This is a genomic window from Ideonella sp. WA131b, from assembly GCA_023657425.1.
GTDB lineage: Bacteria > Pseudomonadota > Gammaproteobacteria > Burkholderiales > Burkholderiaceae_C > Rubrivivax.
In genome coordinates, this window is the sequence record JAGTJW010000001.1 from 928,113 (window position 1) to 950,435 (window position 22,323).

Consider the following 22,323-nt stretch of genomic DNA (forward strand, 5'->3'; position numbering starts at 1 on the left):
ACCGGCGCGCTCAACGTCGCACTCAACGTCGCGCTCCAGCCGACAGCCGCGCCGTGGCGAAGAACGACGCCGCCACCGCCAGCAGCGACAGCAGCAGCAGCACCAGCGCCATGCGGTCGGCGCTGTGCAGGTCGAAGGCCTGCACGCGGTCGTAGATGGCGATGGCGATGGTCTGGGTTTCACCCGGGATGCTGCCGCCCATCATCAGCACCACGCCGAACTCGCCCAAGGTGTGCACGAAGGTCAGCACCATGGCCGAGAGGATGCCGGGCCAGGCCAGCGGCAGCTCCACGCGCCACAGCGTCTGCCACCCACCCAGGCCGCTGCAGGCGGCGGCCTCGGCCAGATCACGCGGGATGGCCTCGAAGGCACGCTGCACCGGCTGCACCATGAACGGGATGTTGACGATGACGGACGCCAGCACCAGCCCGCCAAAGCTGAAGGTGAGCGGCAGGCCGAGCCCGTTGAACACGCGCCCCAGCGGCGAGGCGCCGCCGAAGGCCACCAGCAGGTAGTAGCCCAGCACGGTGGGCGGCAGCACCAGCGGCAGCACCACCAGGGCCTCGATCCAGGCCTTGCCGCGCCAGGGGGTGCGTGCCAGCCAGCGGCCCAGCCACAGGCCCAGCGGCAGCAGCACCAGCAGCGTCACCGCCGCCAGCTCCAGGCTCAGGATCAGCGCCTGCCAGTCGATCATGCAGCAGCACCCGTCAGGCGCCCGGCGGCGTGTAGCCGTGGCGCCGCCACACGGCGTGCGCCGCGGGCGCGAGCACGAAGTCGTGGAAGGCGCGCGCCGCCGCGGGGGCACCCTGGATCAGCGCCAGCCGCTGCGTCAGCGGCGCGTGGAAGCTCGCGGGCATCACGGCCGCGGTGCCGGCCGCCGCCACCGCCGGCACCAGCGTGAGGGAGTGCGCCACCAGCCCGCCCTGGGCCGAGCCCGAGAGCGCGAACTGCACCGCCTGCGACACGTTCTCGGCGATCACCAGGCGCGGCCGGGCGAGATCCCACAGGCCCGCGTGCTGCAGCGCCTCGCGCGCGCGCTGGCCGTAGGGCGCGTGCTCGGGGTTGGCGATGGCCAGCCTGCTCACGCGGCCGTCGCGCAGCGCCGCACCCAGGCCGCGCAGCTCGGCATCCACCGGCAGCGGCGAGCCGTGCGGCGCCAGCAGCGCCAGGCGGCCCAGCGCATAGACGCGGCCACGGTCGGCCGCGCCGCCCAGCGTGCGGCCGGCCTCGGCCACGCGGAACACCGTCTCCTCGTCGGCCGAGACGAACAGGTGAAAAGGGGCGCCCTGCAGGATCTGCGCGACGAAGTTGCCCGAGGAGCCAAACACCCGGCGCAGCGCTCCGCCGCCCGCGCGCTCGAACTGGGCCGCCAGCTCCTCGATGGCCGGCTTGACGTTGGCCGCCGCGGCCACGGTGGCGGGGGCCTGCGCCACGGCGCGGCCGGGCGCCAGCGCGGGCAGCGTGGCGGCCAGCGGCAGGCCCAGCAGGGTGCGGCGGTCGATCATGGGCGGCTCCGCTTGATATCTTCTGTGATGGATATCGCTGTACGAGTATATCGACGCCGCCGCGGCCCGGGCCGCGACACAATCGCGGCATGGCCGACACGCCCGCCGCCACCGACGCCCCGCGAGCCCGCGTGCGCGTGCACCTGGGCCCGGAGCTGATGCTGGGCCCGGGCAAGGCCGAGCTGCTGGAGGGCATCGCCGCCACCGGCAGCATCGCCGAGGCCGGCCGGCGCATGGGCATGAGCTACCAGCGCGCGTGGTCGCTGGTGAGCACGCTCAACGCCGGCTTCGCCGAGCCGCTGGTGGAACGCCGGCGCGGCGGCAGCGGCGGCGGCGGTGCCCGGCTCACGCGCGGCGGCGAACGCGTGCTCGAGATCTACCGCGCCATCGAGCACGACTGCCAACGCGCGGTGGACAAACGCGCCGCGGCGCTGGCTGTGCTGCGGGACGGGGGCTGAGGGCCAGCGCGACGACGGCGGCGGCGCTGGCGCCCAACCCCAGGCGGTGCCGGCTCACAAACTTGCGAAGCAGGTAGGCGGCCCGCGGGCGCTGTGCCGCCACCGGGCGGCCGTCGCGCCAACGCCCTGCCCGGTGCGCGTGCGAGCGCGACAAGGAGCTTGAACTCTGCCGTGGTCAAGGCAAGCGCGCGCTTGGGCCACGGGCTTCGTGCACTGGTACAACCTGGAGCATCGTCACAGCGGCATCCGATACGTCACGACGGCACAGCGCCACGCAGGCCAGGATCGGGAAGTCCTGCGAGCCCAACATCAGGTCTACATCCGGGCCCGCCAGGACAACCCGCGGCGGTGGTCAAGTGCCACGCGCAACTGGTCGCACATCGACACCGTGACCCTTAACCCAGAACGAACGGAGGTGGTCACCGCTGCGGTCGCGCGCGGCAATGGCAGCCCTTTGGCCGCTTGATGACGCGACAAGTAGCTTGACGCGCGCCGGTCGCGGGACTTAGCCCGGAGGCGCTATGCTCCCCAAGACGCGCAACGCGGCGGAGTGGTCGCCGAAAACTTCAGCATTGTCATGAATGATCCATTTGCAAACTTCGGCATGAAGACGGTGATCGCCAACCTTGGGTTCGGCTGGCGCAGCCCGATGCGCACCCTGGCTTGCCTGGTGGGGCTGGCGGTGGCCGGCTGCGGAGGCGGCGGCGGCGGCGGCGGGCCGCCTCCAATCGATCCCGCTCCGACGTCGGTCGAACGCCAGATCCTGGCAACCACCACGGACAACAGCATCCTGGCGATCCCGGCTTCAGGGGAGAGTCCCCACTGGGCGATCAATCCGTCTCCCACGGTTGCGGCGAAGGGTCGCCTGCTGGTGTTCCTTCCCGGCACCCTGGGCAAGCCGGGCCAGTACACCTACATCCTCCGGGCCGGTGCATCACGCGGGCTGCACGCCGTGGGCATCAATTATCAGAACCAGACGGCCATGGGGGCGCTGTGTCAGTTCAGCCCCGACCCGACCTGCTTTTGGAGTGCGCGCAACCACGTGATCTTCGGGACGGGCGCGCCCGTTCCCAACCAGACGTTGGTGTCACCAGCTGATTCCGTTGTGAATCGGCTGGCCAAGTTGATCCTGTGGCTGGACACTCAACACCCCGCAGAGGGTTGGGGACAGTACCTGCTCGCCGACAAAACCATCGACTGGAGCAAGATCGTCTTGGCCGGTCACTCGCAAGGCGGAGGACATGTGGGCGTGCTTGCCAAGAGCGTGTCCCTGTCCCGAGCCGTGTACTTCTCCTCCCCGGAAGACTGGAACGGGTTCACCGACAGCCCGGCGAACTGGACTCTGGTTCGGCCCAATGTCACACCCTCAACGAAGCAATACGGGTTCGGGTCGGATCGCGACACCCTGGTCCCCAACGCACATGCATTCGCTCACTGGGACAACCTGGGACTGGCCCGACCTGCGGCCGGACCGCTTCCTGTCGAGGACGCGAGCGGGGCGCTGCAGAGCTCTCGGCAGCTGCGCACCGGGCTTCCGGCGAATCCCGACAGCGCGGCGCTGGGACCGGCGCTTCGTGACCATGGGATCACCGTCCTGGACACCTCCACGCCTGTGGCCGCCTCGGGCAAGCCGTTGTTCGATGTGAATGGAGTCTGGTCTTATCTGTGCTTCGACTAGGAGCCTGGGCCATGTCCTTGATTCGCTTCGCCGCAGGCTGCGCCGTCCTCTACGGCCTCGCAATGCCCACGGGCGCTCAGGAGACCTTGACGCTCAAGCGCTCGGACTCGAAGGACGTGGCAGTCTCGGCCTACTTGCCCAAGGGAGTGGCTTGCAACGGCTGGGCCGTCATATCGCCCGGCGCCGGTGGCTCTGAGACGGGTTACCGCTACCTGGGCGAAGCGCTTTCCTCCTTGGGCTATCTGGCCGTGGTTGTGGGGCACCAGGAGAGCGGCCGTCGCGCAGTTCTCGAAAACGTTCGCGAGAGCGGCCTCCGGGCCGGTCTTGAGGAGCTGATCACCGAACCCGAGGCCTACCGTGCCAGGTTCCAGGACATTGCCGCTTCCGGGCAATGGGCCCGGGCCCGTTGCGCGTCCAGCATGTCCATCCTCATCGGTCACTCGATGGGGGCCGCCACCACCCTGATGGAGGCGGGTGCAAAGAACAAGGTCGGCATCCAGGGCAGTGACTCGTACAGCGCCTACGTGGCGATCTCGCCGCAAGGTGCCGGGATCATCTTTCCCGCCGGCGCCTGGGAGGGCATCACGAAGCCCGTTCTGATGCTCACGGGAACCCGCGACAAAGAACTCGGGGGGGCCTCGTGGGAGGTGCGGACCGAGCCATTCAGCAACATGAAACCCGGCTGCAAGTGGCTCGGCGTCCTTGACGGTGCGACCCACATGAACTTCGCGGGCTTTGGCGCATCGCGCAAGACTGAGGCTCGCACGGTCCAGGCGATCGGCGCGTTCCTGGAAGGCGTCACCCGCGGTGATTGCAGCCTGGGAGGCCGGATCGCGGGCGTCGAACTCACTCGAAAGTGAAGACGGCGGGCCCCCTGGCAAGGGCCGAGCGTTTCTGCCGCGAATCGAGGTTCAGCCCGGGTGCGCCCCTCCTCGGCCTCGTAAAGCAGACATCGGCCGGGCTGGGCCCCTGGCCGCTCGCCCCCATCCTCATGGCCGCGGCCTGAGTGCACGCCCGATGCAAGGTCAAGCCTGCGCCAGGCATGGAGAGTCCTCGGGACTGTTCAAGTCTGCGCGGAGTACCCCCGCGGAATTGCCGCCAGCAGCCGCTTGGTGTAGTCCTGCTTGGGCGCCGCCAGAATCTGCTCCGCGCTGGCCTGCTCGACCACCTGGCCGTCCTTCATCACCAGCACCTCGTCAGAGATGAAGCGCACCACCGCCAGGTCGTGGCTGATGAAGACGTAGCTCAGGCCGAACTCGTCCTGCAGGTCGCGCAGAAGATTCAGCACCTGGGCCTGCACGCTCACGTCGAGCGCGCTCACGGCCTCGTCGAGCACCAGCACCTCGGGGTTGAGCGTGAGGCAGCGCGCAATCGCCACGCGCTGGCGCTGGCCGCCCGAAAACTCGTGCGGGTACTTGCCGAAGGCGCGGCCGTCCAGGCCCACCTTCTCGAGCAGCGTGCGGGCGCGCTGCTCGCGCTCGGCGAGATCCTTGCCGATGCTGTGGATGGCCATGGGCTCCACCAGCGTCTGGCCGATGGTGAAACGCGGGTTCAGGCTGGCATACGGGTTCTGGAACACCACCTGGATGCGGCGGCGCATCACCTGGCGCTCCCTGTCCGACAGCTTCAGCAGGTTCTGGCCGTCGAAGATGACCTCGCCGCTGGTGGGCTCGTGCAGGCGCAGCAGGGTCAGGCCCATGGTCGTCTTGCCGCTGCCGCTTTCGCCCACCACGCCCAGGGTGTGGCCCTTGCGCAGCTGGAAGTTGACGTTCTGCACGGCCTTGAACTCGCGCTTGCCGAACAGGCCCTGCTTGAGCCAGAAGCTCTTGGCCAGGCTCTTGACTTCCAGCACCACGGGCGCGTTCGGGTCCTTGGCCTTGGCCTGCGGCTGCGCAGGGCGGCCCGCAGTCCCTGGAGGATGACCGCGCTGCGCGGCCATGTGGTCGTCGATCACCATCAGCCGCGCCGGGTTGCCCTCCAGGCTGGGGCGGCAGGCGAGCAGGGCCTTGGTGTAGGCGTCCTGCGGGCTCTCGAAGATCTGCTTCACGGGCCCTTGCTCGCGGATCTGGCCGTGGCGCATGACCACCACCTTGTCGGCGATCTCGCCCACCAGGCCCAGGTCGTGGCTGATGAACAGCACGCTCATCTGGTGGCTGGTCTTGAGCTTGCCGAGCAGCTCGAGGATCTGGCGCTGGATGGTGACGTCCAGCGCCGTCGTGGGCTCGTCGGCGATCAGCAGCTTGGGCTCGCAGGCCAGGGCCATGGCGATCATCACGCGCTGTTGCTGGCCGCCGGACATTTCGTGCGGGTAGGCCTTCAGGCGCCGCGCGGGCTCGGGGATGCCGACCTCGTTGAGCAGCTCCTCGGCACGCTTCCAGGCCGCAGCCTTGCCCAGGCCCATGTGCTTCATCAGCGGCTCGCACAGCTGCGCGCCGACGTTGAGCACCGGGTTCAGCGAGCTCATCGGATCCTGAAAGACGCAGGCGATCTCCTTGCCGCGCATCTTCTGCAGCGCGCCGAGGCCGAAGCCCAGCAGATCGGCGCCCTTCCAGAGGATGCGGCCGGTGCGCTCGGCGTTGTCGGGCAGCAGGTTCAGCACGCTCATCGCGGTGACGCTCTTGCCCGAGCCCGATTCGCCCACCAGGGCCACGGTCTGGTTGGCGTCGATGTCGAAGGACACGCCCTTCACGGCCTCGGCGCGCACGCCCTTGCCCATGCGGAAGGCGACGCGCAGGTCTTGAATCGAAAGCAACATCAGCAGCTCCAGGACAGTCGGCCAAGCGGCCGCCGCGGAACCGGCTTCGCCGGGCCGCTGGCGGCGCCCCCTTGAGGGGGAGCGGCGCAGCCGCTACGGGGGTGGTCCATGTTCATTCCAAACCACGCAGCTTGGGGTCGAGCGCGTCACGCAGCGCATCGGCCATCAGCGAAAACGCGGTCACGAACACCGCCATGAAGAGCGTGGCCGCGGCCAGCTGCCACCAGTGGCCCAGGATCAGCTCGCTCTGCGCCTCGGCCAGCATGGTGCCCCACGACACCTGGTCCACACGCACGCCCAGGCCCAGGTAGCTGAGGATGACCTCGGCCTTGATGAAGGCCACCGTGAGCAGGCTCATGCGCACCAGCACCACGTGGCTCACGTTGGGCAGGATGTGCTTGAACATGCGGCTCATGCTGCTGGCGCCGATGGCCTCGGCCGAGCGCACGTACTCGCGGCTGCGGTGCTTGATGAACTCGGCGCGCACCTGGCGGTACATGCCCGTCCAGCCCGTGAGCGCCAGGATGATGACCACGCTGCCCACGCCGCGCCCCACCACCGCGGCGAAGGCAAAGATGAGCAGGATGTTCGGGATGCTCTCGAAGACGTTGTAGACCCACTCCAGGAAGTCGGCGATCTTGCCGCCGAAGAAGCCGCCGAAGGCGCCGAGCAGCACACCGATCGTGGTGGCCGCGATGGCCGCCGCCAGGCCCACGAAGACGCTGATCTCGGTGCCCTTGATGGCCTTGGCCAGCACGTCGCGGCCCAGGCGGTCGCCGCCCAGCGGCAGCGTCTCGGCCTTGGGCACCTCGGCCGTCTGGAACTGCTTGGCACGCTCGTCCCACTCGGCATAGCGCGGAGCCAGCGGGTCCACGGCCGAGAGGTCGACGTTGGGGCCCTGGGGCACCTCGATGGCGCCCGTGGCCTGCTTGGGCGCCGGCCCCATGAAGCTGGGCGGCGCACTGGGCACGCCGACCTCGGCCTGCCAGTTCTTGGCCACCAGGCCCAGGGCGGCGAGCACGATGAGCACGAGGAAGGCGAGGACGACGATCGCGCTGCCCAGGCCTACCCGGTCGGCCCGGAAGCGGCGCCAGGCCGCGGCCCAGACGCTCTCGCTCTTCTGCAGCTCGGTGCCGGCGGCGCCGTCGGCCGACTGCGTGGTGATGTGGGCTGCGGTGTTCATGCCATTGGCTCCATCAGCGCCATCACTTCAGCACGACCCGCGGGTCGGCGACCTTGTAGGCCAGGTCGGTGAGCAGGTTGATGAACATGGTCAGCACGGCGAGGTAAATGGTGACGGCCTGGATGACGGGGAAGTCGCTGCGGTTGACGGCCAGCAGCACCTCGCGGCCGATGCCCGGGATGGAGAAGAACACCTCGATCAGGAAGCTGCCGACGAAGATGCCCGGCAGCAAGAGGCCGATGTTGGTGAGGATGGGAATCGTGGCGTTGCGCAGCACGTGCCGGAACAGCACCGTGTTCTCCGTCAGGCCCTTGGCGCGCGCGGTGCGCACGTAGTCCTGGCCCAGCTCATCCAGGAAGAAGCTGCGGTACAGCCGCGTCTGCGGCGCCAGGCTCACCAGCAGTGCCAAAAACACCGGCAGCGGCACGTAGGTGGCGAGGTTGGTCCAGAGCTTGTCGCTCCAGCCCTGCACCGGGAACCAGCCGAGCTGGAAGGCGAACACATACTGGCCCACGATGACGTAGACCAGGAAGCTGATGGACAGCGCCACCGTGGTGATGACGGTCAGCGTGCGGTCGGTCAGGCTGCCGCGCTTGTAGGCCACGTACATGGCAATCGGGATCGCCAGCAGCACCTCGAGGACGAGGATGGGCACCATCACGGTCAGCGTCGCCGGCAGCCGGGTGGCGAACAGGTTGCTCACGGCCTCGTTGGTGGCCCAGCTCTTGCCCCAGTCGAAGGTGACGATCTGCTTGACGAAGATCCACAGCTGGACCCAGATGGGCTCGTCCAGGCCCAGGGTCTGGCGGATCGCGGCGATCTGCTCCGGGCTGGCGTTGAGGCCGCCCAGCACCTCGGCCGGGTCGCCGCCGAAGTACTTGAAGAGGAAAAACACCAGCAGGATGACGCCCGCAAGTGTCGGGATCATCTGCCAGAGGCGACGTATCAGGTAGGCAGCCATCGGATCGGTTCTCCAGCCGGCAGCGTCGCTCGTGGCGTACCAGCCCGGGTTTTCGGAATGCGCGAGTGTAGGGTGGGCTCCAGGGCCACTCCTCGGGTGATTTCCCCCCGGGCGGCGAAGCAAGCCACGCTTGGCGCATGCCCGGCGCGCCCTAGACTTCGGTGCGTGAAAGCACTGCTCTGGATTTTCTTTCTGGCTGGTCTGGCCGCAGGCTTAGGGCCGGCCACCGCGCAGCATCGGGAGCAAGCCTCCGGCATGACCGCCGCGCCCAAGACCGTCCGCGTGACCTTCCAAGCACCCGAGACCGGCTTCGACCCGCCGCGGATTTCCGACGTCGTCTCCGCCGCGGTGATCGCCAGCCTCTTCGACGCGCCCTTGACCTACGACCTGCTGGCGCGCCCGGTCCGGCTCAAGCCGAACACCGCGACCGCGCTGCCCGAGGTCTTTGATGACCACACACGCTTTGTCTTCCGCATCAGGCCGGGCATCCTGTTCACCGAGCACCCCGCCTTCAAAGGCCAGCCGCGCGAGCTGACTGCGCACGACTACGTCTACAGCATCAAGCGCTACTACGACCCCATCACGCGCAGCCCGACGCTGTTCCATTGGGAGAACGCCGGGCTTCTGGGGCTGTCGGAGCTGCGCAAGAAGGCGCTGGACGGCGGCCAGCCCTTCGACTACGACACCGGTGTCGAAGGCATCCGTGCGCTGGACCGCTACACCTTCGAGGTGCGCACGGCACAGCCCGCGCCGCGGCTGCCGTATCTCTTCGCCACGCCGCCGGTATCGGGCGCCGTGGCGCGCGAGGTGGTGGAAAACCACCCGCGCGACCAGATGACGCCCCCGGTGGGCACTGGCCCGTTCCGCCTGGCGAGCTGGACGCGCAGCGCGCGCATCGTGCTGGAACGCAACCCGCTGTACCGGCACGGCGTGCACAACGAGACCGCCAGCGAGCCCGATGGCCGGGTAGACCCGCTGCGGCGCGAGATCGCCGAGACCTTCCGCGGGCGCCAGCTGCCGATGGTGGACCGGGTGGAGATTTCCATCATCGAGGAAGCCCAGCCGCGTTGGCTGGGCTTCCTCAACGACGAGCTGGACCTGCTATGGGTGCCGCCGGAGTTCATCAGCCAGGCCGCGCCCAACAGCCAGGTGGCGCCCAACCTGGCGCGGCGCGGCGTGCAGATGCGGCAGTACGTGATCCCGATCACCCGGCACGTGTACTTCAACATGGAGCATCCGCTGGTAGGCGGGTACACGCCCGAACGCGTGGCGCTGCGGCGCGCGCTGGCACTGGCCTACCACGCCGATCGCGAGATCGCGCTCGTGCGCCACGGCCAGATGGTGCCGGCGCAAAGCCTGCTGCCGCCGGGCGTGAGCGGCTACGACCCGACGCTCAGGAGCGAGATGGCCCAGTACAGCCCGGCGCGCGCGAAGGCCCTGCTGGACCTCTACGGCTACCTGGACCGCAACGGCGACGGCTGGCGCGAGCAGCCCGACGGCAGCCCGCTGGTGCTGGAGCTCACCACCGAACCCAGCCAGCAAAGCCGCGCGCTGCAGGGGCTCTGGAAGAAGGCGATGGACGCGGTGGGCGTTCGGATGAATTTCCGCGTCGGCGTCTGGCCCGAGAACATCAAGGCCAGCCGGGCTGGCCGGCTGATGATGTGGACCACCGGCTGGAGCGCGGCCATCCCCGACGGCACCTACTTCATGGACCTGCTGTACGGCAAGAACAAGGGCCAGGCCAACTACGCCCGCTTCGACCTGCCGGCCTTCGACGCGCTGCACCTGCGCCAGCGCGTGATGCCCGACGGCCCCGAGCGCGACGCGCTGATCCAGCAGGGCATGAAGATCGCGCTGGCCTACATGCCCTACGTGGCCAGCGGCCACGACGTGCAGACCTGGCTGGTGCAGCCGCGCGTGCGCGGCTACGTGCCGCACCCGTTCATCCGCGACTTCTGGCGCCATGTGGACGTGGTGGTGGACACTGCAGCCCCCTGAGATCGCAGGAGCTCTAAGCATGAAGCTGTTTTCGCTGCTCGGTGCGCTGGCGCCGACCGTGACCCGCTGCCGGGCCCTGGCCATGCCCATGGCCCTGGCCCTGGCGCTGCCCTTGGCGCTGCTGCCTGCTGCCGAAGTGCAGGCCCAGCGCAGCGCAGCCGCCGATGGCAAGAAGGTGCTGCGCTATGCCTTCCGCATCGCGGAGACGAACTTCGACCCGGCGCAGATCACCGACCTGTATTCGCGCACGGTGGCAGCGGCCTTCTTCGAGGCGCCTTTCGAGTTCGAGTACCTGGCCAAGCCCGCGCGCATGCGGCCGGCCACTGCGGCCGGCATGCCGGAGATCAGCGAAGACTTCAGGACCTTCACGATCCGCATCCGCCCGGGCATCTACTTCGCCGACCACCCGGCCTTCAAGGGTCAGAAGCGGGAGCTGGTGGCCGAGGACTACGTCTACAGCCTCAAGCGCCACTACGACCCGCGCTGGAAGAGCGGCAACCTCTACATCCTGGAGAACGCCAAGATCCTGGGGCTCTCGGAGTTGCGGCGCAAGGGGCTGGACGAGAAGAAGCCCTTCGACTACGACACTCCGGTGGCAGGCCTGCGCACGCTGGACCGCTACACCTTCCAGATCAGGCTGGCGGAGCCGGCGCCGCGGTTCATTCTGAGCAACTTCACCGACGGCTCCTTCACCGGCGCGCTGGCGCGCGAGGTGGTGGAGTTCCACGGCGACAAGATCGGCGAGCACCCGGTGGGCACCGGCCCCTACGTGCTGGCGGACTGGAAGCGCAGCTCGCGCATCGTGCTGGCGAAGAACCCGAACTTCCGCGAGCTGTTCTACGACGAGAACCCGCCCGCGGGCGACAGCGCCGAGGCCAGGCGCCTTCAGGCCATCGCGCAGCAGTTCAAGGGCCGTCGGCTGCCGCTGGTCGACGAGGTGCAGATCTCGATCATCGAGGAGAACCAGCCGCGCTGGCTGGCTTTCCTGAACGAGGAGCACGACCTGCTGGAGGAGATGCCCGCCGATTTCGCCAACACCATCATGCCCAACAACCAGCTGGCGCCCAACCTCGCCCGCAAGGGGCTGCGGGCGGTGCGCTACGCGCGGGCGGATGTGGCCGTCTCGTACTTTGCGATGGAACACCCTGTCGTGGGCGGTTACGAGCCGCACAAGGTGGCGCTGCGTCGCGCCATCGCGCTGGCGGTGGACGTGGACCGCGAGATCCGCATCGTGCGACGCGGGCAGGCCATCCCGGCGCAGGGGCCGATCGCGCCGAATGTCTTCGGCTACGACCCGCAGTTCAAGTCGGTGATGAGCGATCACAGCTACGGCCGCGCCAAGGCGCTGCTGGATCTGCACGGCTACCTCGACCGCAACGGCGACGGCTGGCGCGAGCAGCCCGACGGCAGCCCGCTGGTGCTGGAGTACAGCACGCAGCCGGACCAGCAAAGCCGCGCCCTGATCGAGCAGTGGAACCGCAACATGCGCGAGATCGGCATCCAGATCACCTTCAAGACCGCCAAGTGGCCGGAGAACCTCAAGAGCAGCCGCGGCGGCCAGCTGATGATGTGGGGCGTGGGCTGGAGCGCAAGCCAACCCGATGGCGACACCTTCCTGGCGCTGGGCTACGGCCCGAACAAGGGCCAGGCCAACCATGCCCGCTTCAACCTGCCGGCCTTCAACAAGCTCTACGAGCAGCAGCGCGGGATGCCCGACGGCCCCGAGCGCAAGGCCGTGATGCAGGACGCAGCGCGGCTGATGATCGCGTACATGCCCTACAAAGTGCATGTGCACCGCGTCTTCACCGACATCGCGCAGCCCTGGGTGACGGGGTACCACCGCAACATCTTCGTGCGCGACTTCTGGAAGTACCTGGACATCGACCTGCAGGCCCAGGGGCAGCGCCGCGGGGCCGGGCTGTGAGAGGCCTGAAGCGACGCGACACACTGGCGCTGGTCGGCGGCGCCGCCGGGCTGTCCGCAGGCCTGGGTGCGCTGGGCGCCCTGGGTGCAGGCCCGGCAGCGGCCCGGGTGGGATCGGCCCGCCGTGGCGCCACGGCGGACCAGCGCGTGCTGCGCTATGCCTTCCCAATTGCCGAGACCGGATTCGACCCGGCGCGCATCAACGACGTCTACTCGCGCACCGTCACCGCACACATCTTCGAGGCGCTGTACACCTACGACCACCTGGCTCGCCCGCCGCGCGTGGTGCCGCTGACGGCCGCGGCAATGCCCGAGCACAGCGAGGATTTCCGCACCTGGACCTACCGTGTTCGGCCGGGCATCTTCTTCGCCAGGGACCCGGCCTTCAAGGGCCAACCCCGGGAGCTGGTGGCCGAGGATTTCGCCTACGCGCTGAAGCGCTACATGGACCCGGCCACCAAGAGCCCGCTGACGGCCAGCATCGCGAGCCTGAAACTGCTGGGCCTGAACGAGCTGCGCAAGCAGGCGCTGGACGGCAAGCAGCCTTTCAGCTACGACCGTCCGATCGAAGGCCTGCGTGCGCTGGACCGCTACACGCTGCAGTGCAGGCTGGCCGACCCGGACCCACGCTTTTACGAGTACATGGCCACCAGCGACCTCTTCGGCGCCGTGGCGCGCGAGGTGGTGGAAGCCTACGGCGACAAGATCGCCGAGCATCCGGTGGGCACCGGCCCCTTCAGGCTGGTGAGCTGGCGGCGCAGCTCGCAGATCGTGCTGGAGCGCAACCCCGACTACCGCGAGCGCCTGTGGGAAGCCCAGCCCGCCGCGGACGATGCCGAGGGCCAGGCCATCGCGGCCAAGCTGCGCGGCCGTCGCCTGCCGCTGCTGGACCGGGTGGAGATTTCCATCATCGAGGAAACGCAGCCGCGCTGGCTCAGCTTCGTCAACGGGCAGCAGAACCTGATCGACCGTGTGCCGCCGGACTTCATCAACGTGGCGATGCCCGGGCGCGCGGTGGCGCCGAACCTGGTCAAGCAGGGCATCCGCGGCAAGTTGACGCTGGTCAGCGACATCGTGCTGACCTACTTCAACATGGAAGACCCGGTGGTCGGCGGGCTGGAGCCGCACAAGGTGGCGCTGCGCCGCGCGATCAGCCTGGGCACGGACATCGAGCGCGAGATCCGGCTGGCCCGGCGCGGCATGGCGATCCCGGCACAGAGCCCGGTGCTGCCGCACCTCAGCGGCTACGACCCGGCCTTCAAGAGCGAGGCCAGTGAATACAACCCGTCGCGCGCGAAGGCCCTGCTCGAACTGCACGGCTGGCGCGACCGCAACGGCGACGGCTGGCGTGAGCAGCCCGACGGCAGCCCGCTGCGGCTGCGCCTGGCCACACAGCCGGACCAGACCAGCCGCCAGCTCGACGAGCTGTGGAAACGCAACATGGACGCCATCGGCATCCGCATCGAGTTCCAGACCGCGAAGTGGCCCGAGAACCTGAAGGCCGCGCGCGCCGGCAACCTGCAGATGTGGGGCGTGGGCAGCAGCGCCAGCGGCGGCGACGGCCTGGGCATGCTGACGCGCTACCACGGCCCGCAGGCCGGCAACCAGAACCTGGCACGCTTCCGCTTCCAGCCCTTCGACGAGATCCACGAGCGCATGAAGGTGCTGCCCGACGGCCCCGAGCGGCTGGCGCTGTTCGAGCAGGCCAAGCGCATCGCCATCGCCTACATGCCCTACAAGCTGCACTGCCACCGCTTCGTGGCCGACATGATGTGGCCCGAGGTGCAGGGCTACCGTCGGCCGGTCTACTGGAACGAGTGGTGGCACATGATCGACGTGGACCCGGCGCTGGCGCAAGCCTGACGGCGCCCGGCGCGCAGCGACCCCGCACCGCCTGCGGCAACCACGGACGATGAAGCGCCGCGACACGCTGGCCCTGGGTGCGCGGCTGGCTGCGGCACCCGCTGCAGGAGCTGCGGTTCCTGCACGCGGACATTCAGACGGACCCCGAGCGATGACGACTGCACTGCCCGTTCCCCGACTCACCCGCTACCGCGCCTGGCTGGCCGCCGAGCACGGCCTGCGCTTCGACGACTACGAATCGCTCTGGCGCTGGAGCACCACCGAGCTCGACGCCTTCTGGGGCTCGCTGTGGCGCTGGTTCGACATCGAGTCGCCCACGCCGACCGCGCCCGGCGCGGCCGTGCTGGCCGACGCGCGCATGCCCGGCGCGGTGTGGTTCCCCGGCACGCAGCTGAGCTTCGTGCGGCAGGTGCTGCGCCACGGCCCCGCGGCGCACGCGGCCGGCCACCCGGCCGTGGTGTGGCACACCGAGCAGATGGCCGAGATCGGCTCGGCGCCGGCCGAGCTGCCCTGGCCCGAGCTGCAGCGCCGGGTGGCGGTGTTCGCCACCCGGCTGCGCGCGGCCGGCGTGCAGCGCGGCGACCGCGTCTGCGCCATCCTGCCCAACCGGCCCGAGGCCATCGTGGCCTTCCTGGCCACCGCCAGCCTGGGCGCCATCTGGAGCATCTGCAGCCCCGACATGGGCCCGGTGGCCGTGCTCGACCGCTTCCGCCAGATCGAGCCCGTGGTGCTGGTGGCGACCGACGGCCAGGTGTGGGGCGGCGTGGCGAGCGACCGCCGTGCCGTGCTGCACGAGGTGCTGGCCGGGCTGCCCAGCGTGCGCCACCTCGTCTTCCAGGCCGACGTCGACCCCGGCGCCGACGCGGCGGACTTCGCGGCGCCGCACCGCCGCGCGCACCGCTGCGCCGACTGGACCGCGGGCGAGCCACCCGCCGGCTGGGCGCCCGAGTGGCTGCCCTTCGACCACCCGCTGTGGATCGTCTACAGCAGCGGCACCACCGGCCTGCCCAAGCCCATCGTGCACGGCCACGGCGGCGTGATGCTCGAGATGATGAAGGGCGGCGCCCTGCACAACGACGTCGCGCCCAGCGTCGAGTTCGGCGAGCGCTTCCACTGGTTCAGCAGCACCGGCTGGATCATGTGGAACGCGCAGCTGGGCGCGCTGCTGGGCGGCACCACCGTCTGCCTGTACGACGGCAACCCGGGCGGCCCCGTGGCGGGCAGCGGCCGGCCGGCCGACTGGGGCACGCTGTGGCGCTTTGCCGCGGCGGCGGGCGTCACCTGGTTCGGTGCCGGCGCGGCGTTCTATGCCAGCTGCCTGAAGGCCGGCGTGGTGCCGCAACAGCAGGCCGACCTGTCGCGCCTGCGTGCCGTGGGCAGCACCGGCAGCCCGCTGTCGGACGAGGCCTACGCCTGGCTGTGGGCGCACATGCCGCGGCCCGGCGGCCAGCGCATGTGGATCAACCCGATCAGCGGCGGCACCGACTTCGCCGGTGCTTTCGTCGCCGGCAACCGCGAGCTGCCGGTGCACCAGGGGCAGATGCAGTGCCGCAGCCTGGGCGCCGCGGTCGAGGCCTGGAGCGAGGACGGCCGGCCCCTGCTGGGCGAGGTGGGCGAGCTGGTGTGCACGAAGCCGATCCCGTCGATGCCGCTGTACTTCTGGGGCGACGAAGGCGGCCGCCGTTACCACGACAGCTACTTCGACATGTTCCCCGGGGCACCCGGTCGGTCTCCCGTCTGGCGCCATGGCGACTGGATCCGCCTCGTGCCGCACCCGGAAGACGGCGCCGTGGGCGCGGTGATCTACGGCCGCAGCGACGCCACCATCAACCGCCACGGCATCCGCATGGGCACGGCCGAGCTGTACCGCGCCGTCGAGGCCGAGCCCGAGGTGCTGGACAGCCTGGTGGTGGACCTGGAGTTCCTGGGCCGCGAGAGCTGGATGCCCCTGTTCGTGGTGCTGCGCGAGGGGCTGGTGCTCGACGAGGCGCTGGTGGCGCGGCTGAAGGGCGCCATCCGCACGGCACTGTCGGCGCGCCACGTGCCCAACGAGATCGTGCAGGTGGCGGCCATCCCGCGCACGCTGTCCGGCAAGAAGATGGAGCTGCCGGTGAAGAAGCTGCTGCTCGGCGCCGACCCGGCCCGGGTGATGAACCGCGACGCGATGGCCAATGCCGAGTGCGTGGCCTGGTTTGTGGCCTACGCCGGGCGGCTGGGCGCGGGGGGTCGGCCTGGGCCCGCCCTGGGCGGGTGACGAAGGCTTGCGGCAGCGGGACCGCGCCTCGGGCCGGGCGGCAGAGGCGATGTCAGGCTGACGGCCCAATGTGATGCCCTCCGCGGCTACGCGGCGGAGCCCCTCTTGCGCAGGCTTGCGCCGACAGTTGAAGAGGCTCAGGCGAACGCCCGCCTGGCAGGCTCGGGTTGATGGCCCGAGCCCAGTGGGCCGCGATGTCAGGCCGCCGCGAAGTTGCCGTGGAATCCCAGCGGCAGCGCATAGGGCAGCACGGCCTGGGCCACCGGGCCGTCTTCGACGCGCGCGGCATCGAGAAGGTTCAGCACCGTGGCCTGGCGCTTCGCGTCGAAGGTGGTGCCCAGCAGCCAGGCGTCGAGCTCGCCGCGGCCCCCGGGCTTGGGCACGAACACGTGTTCCTCGGCGATGGCGTTGCGGCCGTAGTCGAAGCGGCGCGTGCGGCCCGTGGCGGTGTCGAGCAGCTGCACGCCGTGGAAGACCGACAGCGCGCGCGGCGCGCCCCAGTCGGCGGCGAACACGATGTGGCGCGCCGCCTCGCCCACGCGCTGCGGGTGGATGCGCGGGAACTCCACGCCGCCCTCGCTGCCCGGCAGGCGCTCCACGCGCGCGCGGCCGGTGGTCATGTCCAGGCGCGCCAGGCACACCTCGGCCGGCCCGTCGTCGTGCGGCCGCCCGGCCATCAGCGCCACGGCGCCCTCGTCCATGAAGCGCGCATCGGCCGCGCCCACGTAGCTGAGCACGATCTCGCCGTCGGCCGTCTCGTGCGCGTTGCCGATGTGGAACAGCATCTGCGGCGGCAGCTCGAACACGCGCTGCGTCGTCACGTCGTCCTTCTGCATCACCAGCACGCGCAGCGGCTCACCGGGGCTCATGGCAAAGCGGCGGCGGCCGCCCTCGGTGGGGGCCCTGAAGTCCAGCTTCAGGGGCGGCAGTGGCAGCACGAGGTGGCGCGCCGTGACGGCCATGTCGTGCGCCATGCCACCCGGAAACGGCGAGGCCGTGAGCTGCACCTTCACGAGGCGGCCGTCGGGGGCGATGTGCCAGGTGACGATCCGGTCGCCCACGTTGCCGATGTTCCACAGGTGGCCCTGGGCATCGAGCTTGGGGTGGGCCGAGAACGGCACCTGGGCGAGCTCAGGCCGCCAGGCCACGGGGCCCTGGGTGGACAGATCCTCCGGGCTCAGGCCGTAGGCCGAGCCGCCTTCCCACATCGCCAGCACGCGGCCGGCGTGCTCGATGGCGCTGGTGTTGGCGCTGTTGAAGCTGTCGGGCCCGCCCGCGGGCGGCTGGCCCGGGAAGGACGTGCCCAGCGCATTGACGACGAAGCGGCCCGCGGCCTGCTCCTGGCGCAGCTTGACGGTGCGCACCAGCCGCCCGCGGTGCACGACGCGGCCGTCGCCGATGCGGAACTGCTGCACCATGCCGTCGCCGTCGAACCAGTGGTGGTAGCGCTGGCCGCCGCGCTGCAGCAGCGCCGGGCCGTTGCGGTAGAAGCGGCCGCGCAGCGCGGCCGGCCAGCGGCCGATGAGCTGCGCCTCGGCGTCGCGGTCGCCGGTGCGGTCGTCCACGCCGAGCAGCGGCGTGAGCAGCGGCTGCTTCGCGGCGGCCGCGGCAAAGTCGGCGGCGCTCGCCGCCGCGCGGGCCTCGCGGCCCAGCAGCAGCGCCGGTGCGGTGGCGGCGGCCAGCACCGCCTGGATCAGCCCGCGCCGCGTGCTCACGTCGACATCCTCACCACGATGACGCTGCCGTCGAGCTTGACGCGGCCCGTCTCCCAGCTCGGGCCGAAGGTGCCCGGCGTGCCCGACGAGCCCCAGGGCTCGGTGGGCAGGCCCACGATGTTGGCGCCCATGCGGCCGTCGCTGTCCAGGTCCTGGAACAGCGTCAGCGCCACCTCGGTGCTGCCGGCCATGCCGCAGAGCTGGAAGCGCATCGTGGCGCCCTCGCCCGCCGGCAGGCGGAGCTGGGCCAGCGGCTTCTTGCGGTAGCTGTCGGCGCTGCCGAAGGCGGCCACCATGAGCTGGCCCTGGTTCGGGCGCACGTTCTGCACCTCCACGGTGGCGCAGCCGTCCTGCGCCTGCGCGGGCGGCGCGGTGGCCAGCAGCGCGGCGCCCAGCAGCGACAGCGCGGCGGTGGAGATCACGGCGGACAGGGCGGCGGCGGACTTCATGCGGGGCTCCATCGGGTGTTGATGGACGACATCGTGGCCCGGGCGCCGGCCGCCCGCCGCCGTGCCGCGACGGACGTACGGCCCTCGTCGCGAAACGCCGCCTCCGCGGCGCGAACGGCGCCCGCGCGGCGCCTCAGTCGGCCGTGCGCACCGGCACGCGCGGCGCCACCGCGCACATCAGCTCGTAGCCGATGGTGCCGGCGGCGTGCGCCACCTCGTCGATGGCCAGCACCGCGCCGCCCGGCCCGCGGCCCCACAGCGTGACGCTGCTGCCGATGCCGGCCCCGGGGCAGGTGCTCAGGTCCACGGCCAGCATGTCCATCGACACCCGGCCCACGGTGCCCGTGCGCACGCCGTCCACCAGCACCGGCGTGCCCGTGCCGGCGTGGCGCGGGTAGCCGTCGGCGTAGCCGCAGGCGGCGATGCCGATGCGCTGGGCACGCTCGGCGGTGTAGCGGCTGCCATAGCCCACGGTGTCGCCGGCCTGCAACTGCTGGGTGGCGATGAGCCGCGTGTGCAGCGTCATCGCGGGCTGCAGGTCCCAGTCGGCAAAGCTGCGCTCGGGAAAGTCCGGCGCGCTGCCGTAGCTCAGCACGCCCGCACGCACCCAGTCGTTGTGCAGCCCCGCGTGCGCGCCGTGGCGCAGGATGGCCGCGCTGTTGGACAGGCTGCGCTCGCCCGGCAGATCGGCCGTCACCTCGGCGAACGCAGCGAGCTGGTGGGCGATGCCCCGCGGCGCGTCGGCATCGGCGAAGTGCGTCATCAGGCTCACCTCGTCCACCTGCGGCAGCGCGTTCAGCCGCGCCCAGGCGCTGCGATAGGCCTGCGGCGCGAAGCCCAGACGGTTCATGCCGCTGTTCATCTTGAGGAACACGCGGTGCGGCTCGTGCGTCTTGTGCGCGGCCAGCCAGTTGATCTGCTCGCTGCAGTGCACCACGTGCCACAGGCCCAGGCGCGAGCACAGCTCCAGGTCGCGCGGCTCGAAGCAGCCCTCCAGCAGCAGCACCGGCCCGCGCCAGCCGCACCCGCGCAGGCGCTCGGCCTCGGCCAGGTCGAGCAGCGCAAAGCCGTCGGCGGCCTTGAGCCCCTCGAAGCTGCGTTCGATGCCGTGACCATAGGCGTTGGCCTTGACCACCGCCCACACCCGCGCGCCGGCGGCCTGGCGCCGTGCGACGGCCAGGTTGTGGGCCAGTGCGGGCGGGTGCACGAGGGCTTCGATGGGGCGGGGCATGGCGTCACAAGGGCGTGGAACCCCCATGCTATAACCCGCCCGCCTTCAGGGCCGGGCGACGCTTCCGGACCGGCGACGACACGGAGACATCGGCGAGAGCCGCCTGCATCATGGCGGCGCCAGCGCGGCGCGCGACACGATGAAAAAAGGCTTCTCGACCATCATGTCGGCGCAGTTCTTCAGCTCGCTGGCCGACAACGCGTTGCTGGTGGCGGCCGTGGAGCTGCTGCGCACGGCCCAGGCCCCGGCCTGGCAGGTGCCGGCGCTGGCGCCGATGTTCGCGTTCTTCTACGTCGTGCTCGCGCCTTTTGTCGGGGCCTTCGCCGACAGCATCCCCAAGGGCCGGGTGATGTTCATCAGCAACGCATTCAAGATCGTGGGCTGCCTGATGATGCTGTTCGGCAGCCACCCGCTGCTGGCCTACGCGGTGGTGGGGCTGGGCGCGGCGGCGTATTCGCCGGCCAAGTACGGCATCCTCACGGAGCTTCTGCCGCCCTCGCAGCTGGTCAAGGGCAACGGCTGGATCGAGGGCCTCACGGTGGGCTCCATCGTGCTGGGCATCCTGCTGGGCGGGCAGCTCATCGGCCCGCACATCTCGCCGCTGCTGCTGGGGCTGGATCTGCCGCTCGTCGACACCGCCATCGACACCGGCCCCGAGGCCGCCATCTGCGTGATCGTGCTGCTGTACCTGGCAGCCACGGGCTTCAACCTGTACATCCCGCGCACCGGGGCGCCGCTGATCCCGATGGACGGCGTGCTGCACCTGGTGAAGGACTTCTCGCGCTGCAACAGCCGGCTGTGGGCCGACAAGCTGGGCCAGATCTCGCTGGCCACCACCACGCTGCTGTGGGGCATCTTCGGCAACCTGCGGCTGATCGTGTTCGCCTGGGCCGCGGCGGCGCTGGGCTACACCACGGCGCAGGCCTCCAACCTGGCCGGCGTGGTGGTGATCGGTTCGGTGGTGGGCGCCGTGGTGGCCAGCTTCATCACCAAGCTCGACCGCGCCACCAACGTCATCCCGCTGGCCATCAGCGTGGGCTTCCTGATGATCGGGCTGGTCTACATCCACACGCTGGCGCAGGCGGTGCCCTTCCTCATCGTGATGGGGGCGATCTGCGGCTTTCTCATCGTGCCCATGAACGCGCTGCTGCAGCACCGCGGCCACAACCTGATGGGCGCCGGCCGCTCGATCGCGGTGCAGAACTTCAACGAGCAGGCCTGCATCCTGGGCCTGGGCGCGCTGTACGTGGTGATGACGCGCTTCGGGTTGTCGGCCTTCGGCGCCATCTTCGTGTTCGGCTTGCTGGTGGCCGTGACGATGGAGCTGATCCGGCGCTGGCACCGTCACAACACGGTGCAGCACGCCGACGAGGTCGAGCGCCTGCTGGACATGGCGCGCACGGACAGGCACCACTAGCCGATGCGCCGCACCTTGCTGTGGCTGCCGGTGGCGGCCCTGATGGTGAACGCCTTCACCTGGGGCGTGAGCTGGTGGCCGTTGCGCCAGCTCGAGGCCCAGGGCCTGCACCCGCTGTGGGCCACGGTGCTGATCTACGCGCTGGCGGTGGCGCTCATCGTGGCCTTGCGCCCGGCGGCCGTGGCGCACCTGCTGAAGACGCCGGTGCTGTGGGTGCTGGTGCTGGCCGCCGGCACCACCAACGCCACCTTCAACTGGGCCGTGACCATCGGCGACGTGGTGCGCGTGGTGCTGCTGTTCTACCTGATGCCCCTGTGGGCGGTGCTGCTGGCGCGGCTGCTGCTGGACGAGCGGCTCACGCCGCTGGCGATGGCCCGCGTGGCCATGGCACTGGCCGGCGCCGCGGTGGTGCTGTGGCCGCAGGGCGGCGGCCTGCCGCTGCCGCAGAGCCTGCCCGACTGGCTGGGCGTGATCGGCGGCTTCGGCTTCGCGCTCAACAACGTGATGCTGCGGCGCGAGGCCCACCAGCCCGAGGCGGCACGGGCGCTGGCAATGTTCTTCGGCGGGGCCGCGGTGGCCGGCGTGCTGGCCGCGGCGCTCAGCGCCCAGGGCTTGGTGGCCCTGCCGCCGGCCCCGGCCTGGGGCTGGGTGGCCGGCTCGGTGGTGCTGGCGGTGTTCTTTCTGGGGGGCAACCTGGCGCTGCAGTACGGCGCGGCGCGGCTGCCGGCCAACGTGACGGCGGTGGTCATGCTGACCGAGGTGCTGTTCGCCAGCGTCTCGGCCGTGCTGCTGGGGGCCGGGCGGATCACGCCGACGCTGGCGCTGGGCGGGGCGCTGATCCTGGGCGCTGCCTTGCTCTCGGCCCGCCGCTGACAGCACCGCAAGGGCGCGCGGCGCCCGCGTCGGCATGAGGGCCGGGCGCGGCGATAGGAT

17 protein-coding genes are annotated in these 22,323 nt (G+C 70.5%); 9 read left to right on the forward strand and 8 right to left on the reverse strand.

Going from position 1 to position 22,323, the window contains the following annotated elements; all coding sequences use genetic code 11:
* Positions 1-22: 22 nt before the first annotated feature.
* Together modB and modA are read right to left on the reverse strand one after the other, a co-directional pair.
* Positions 23-691: a molybdate ABC transporter permease subunit gene (modB, locus tag KA711_04320; GenBank protein ID MCM0608204.1), complete on the reverse strand. Its 669-nt coding sequence runs from the start codon at positions 689-691 to the stop codon at positions 23-25.
* Between the two features lie 16 nt (positions 692-707).
* Positions 708-1,505, reverse strand: a complete 798-nt coding sequence (gene modA, locus KA711_04325) for a molybdate ABC transporter substrate-binding protein (GenBank protein ID MCM0608205.1) — start codon at positions 1,503-1,505, stop codon at positions 708-710.
* Between the two features lie 89 nt (positions 1,506-1,594).
* On the opposite strand from modA, the gene KA711_04330 reads away from it, so the two are divergent.
* The 3 genes from KA711_04330 (at position 1,595) to KA711_04340 (ending at position 4,501) form a co-directional block, all read left to right on the forward strand.
* On the forward strand, positions 1,595-1,963 hold the full coding sequence (locus KA711_04330; GenBank protein MCM0608206.1) for a LysR family transcriptional regulator: 369 nt from the start codon (positions 1,595-1,597) through the stop codon (positions 1,961-1,963).
* Positions 1,964-2,513: 550 nt separating this feature from the next.
* A complete protein-coding gene (locus tag KA711_04335; protein MCM0608207.1) occupies positions 2,514-3,641 on the forward strand; it encodes a hypothetical protein in 1,128 nt (375 codons plus the stop codon).
* An 11-nt stretch (positions 3,642-3,652) separates the two neighbouring features.
* Positions 3,653-4,501, forward strand: a complete 849-nt coding sequence (locus KA711_04340; GenBank protein ID MCM0608208.1) for an alpha/beta hydrolase — start codon at positions 3,653-3,655, stop codon at positions 4,499-4,501.
* A gap of 203 nt (positions 4,502-4,704) precedes the next feature.
* Here the strand turns inward: KA711_04340 and KA711_04345 are convergent, their stop codons facing one another.
* From KA711_04345 to KA711_04355, 3 genes are all read right to left on the reverse strand, one after another.
* Positions 4,705-6,396, reverse strand: a complete 1,692-nt coding sequence (locus KA711_04345) for an ABC transporter ATP-binding protein (protein MCM0608209.1) — start codon at positions 6,394-6,396, stop codon at positions 4,705-4,707.
* 112 nt (positions 6,397-6,508) lie between these two features.
* Positions 6,509-7,579 (reverse strand): ABC transporter permease, encoded by a 1,071-nt coding sequence (locus tag KA711_04350; GenBank protein MCM0608210.1) that lies wholly within the window; start codon positions 7,577-7,579, stop codon positions 6,509-6,511.
* Positions 7,580-7,601: 22 nt separating this feature from the next.
* Positions 7,602-8,540, reverse strand: a complete 939-nt coding sequence (locus KA711_04355) for an ABC transporter permease (GenBank protein ID MCM0608211.1) — start codon at positions 8,538-8,540, stop codon at positions 7,602-7,604.
* A gap of 57 nt (positions 8,541-8,597) precedes the next feature.
* Between KA711_04355 and KA711_04360 the strand changes: the two genes are divergently transcribed.
* From KA711_04360 to KA711_04375, 4 genes are all read left to right on the forward strand, one after another.
* Positions 8,598-10,538 (forward strand): bicyclomycin resistance protein, encoded by a 1,941-nt coding sequence (locus KA711_04360; protein ID MCM0608212.1) that lies wholly within the window; start codon positions 8,598-8,600, stop codon positions 10,536-10,538.
* A gap of 82 nt (positions 10,539-10,620) precedes the next feature.
* On the forward strand, positions 10,621-12,462 hold the full coding sequence (locus KA711_04365) for a bicyclomycin resistance protein (protein ID MCM0608213.1): 1,842 nt from the start codon (positions 10,621-10,623) through the stop codon (positions 12,460-12,462).
* A gap of 62 nt (positions 12,463-12,524) precedes the next feature.
* The gene (locus KA711_04370) at positions 12,525-14,324 is read left to right on the forward strand and encodes a bicyclomycin resistance protein (GenBank protein MCM0608214.1); all 1,800 of its coding nucleotides are present in this window, start codon (positions 12,525-12,527) and stop codon (positions 14,322-14,324) included.
* A gap of 151 nt (positions 14,325-14,475) precedes the next feature.
* Positions 14,476-16,578 carry an acetoacetate--CoA ligase gene (locus tag KA711_04375; protein ID MCM0608215.1) on the forward strand — a complete coding sequence of 701 codons (2,103 nt, stop codon included), beginning with the start codon at positions 14,476-14,478 and terminating at the stop codon, positions 16,576-16,578.
* Between the two features lie 197 nt (positions 16,579-16,775).
* Here KA711_04375 and KA711_04380 read toward each other — a convergent pair whose 3' ends face one another.
* The 3 genes from KA711_04380 to alr all read right to left on the reverse strand — a co-directional run bounded on the left by KA711_04380 (position 16,776) and on the right by alr (position 19,973).
* Complete coding sequence (locus KA711_04380; GenBank protein MCM0608216.1) at positions 16,776-18,293, reverse strand: carotenoid oxygenase family protein; 1,518 nt, start codon at positions 18,291-18,293, stop codon at positions 16,776-16,778.
* Positions 18,290-18,742 carry a DUF2141 domain-containing protein gene (locus tag KA711_04385; protein ID MCM0608217.1) on the reverse strand — a complete coding sequence of 151 codons (453 nt, stop codon included), beginning with the start codon at positions 18,740-18,742 and terminating at the stop codon, positions 18,290-18,292. Before KA711_04385 ends, KA711_04380 begins: the two co-directional genes overlap by 4 nt.
* A gap of 133 nt (positions 18,743-18,875) precedes the next feature.
* A complete protein-coding gene (alr, locus tag KA711_04390) occupies positions 18,876-19,973 on the reverse strand; it encodes an alanine racemase (GenBank protein ID MCM0608218.1) in 1,098 nt (365 codons plus the stop codon).
* A gap of 139 nt (positions 19,974-20,112) precedes the next feature.
* Here alr and lplT point away from each other — a divergent pair, with 139 nt between their 5' ends.
* Entirely contained in the window at positions 20,113-21,390 is a 1,278-nt protein-coding gene (lplT, locus tag KA711_04395) for a lysophospholipid transporter LplT (GenBank protein ID MCM0608219.1), read from the forward strand.
* A 3-nt stretch (positions 21,391-21,393) separates the two neighbouring features.
* Entirely contained in the window at positions 21,394-22,263 is an 870-nt protein-coding gene (locus tag KA711_04400) for a DMT family transporter (GenBank protein MCM0608220.1), read from the forward strand.
* The last annotated feature ends 60 nt before the right edge of the window (positions 22,264-22,323 follow it).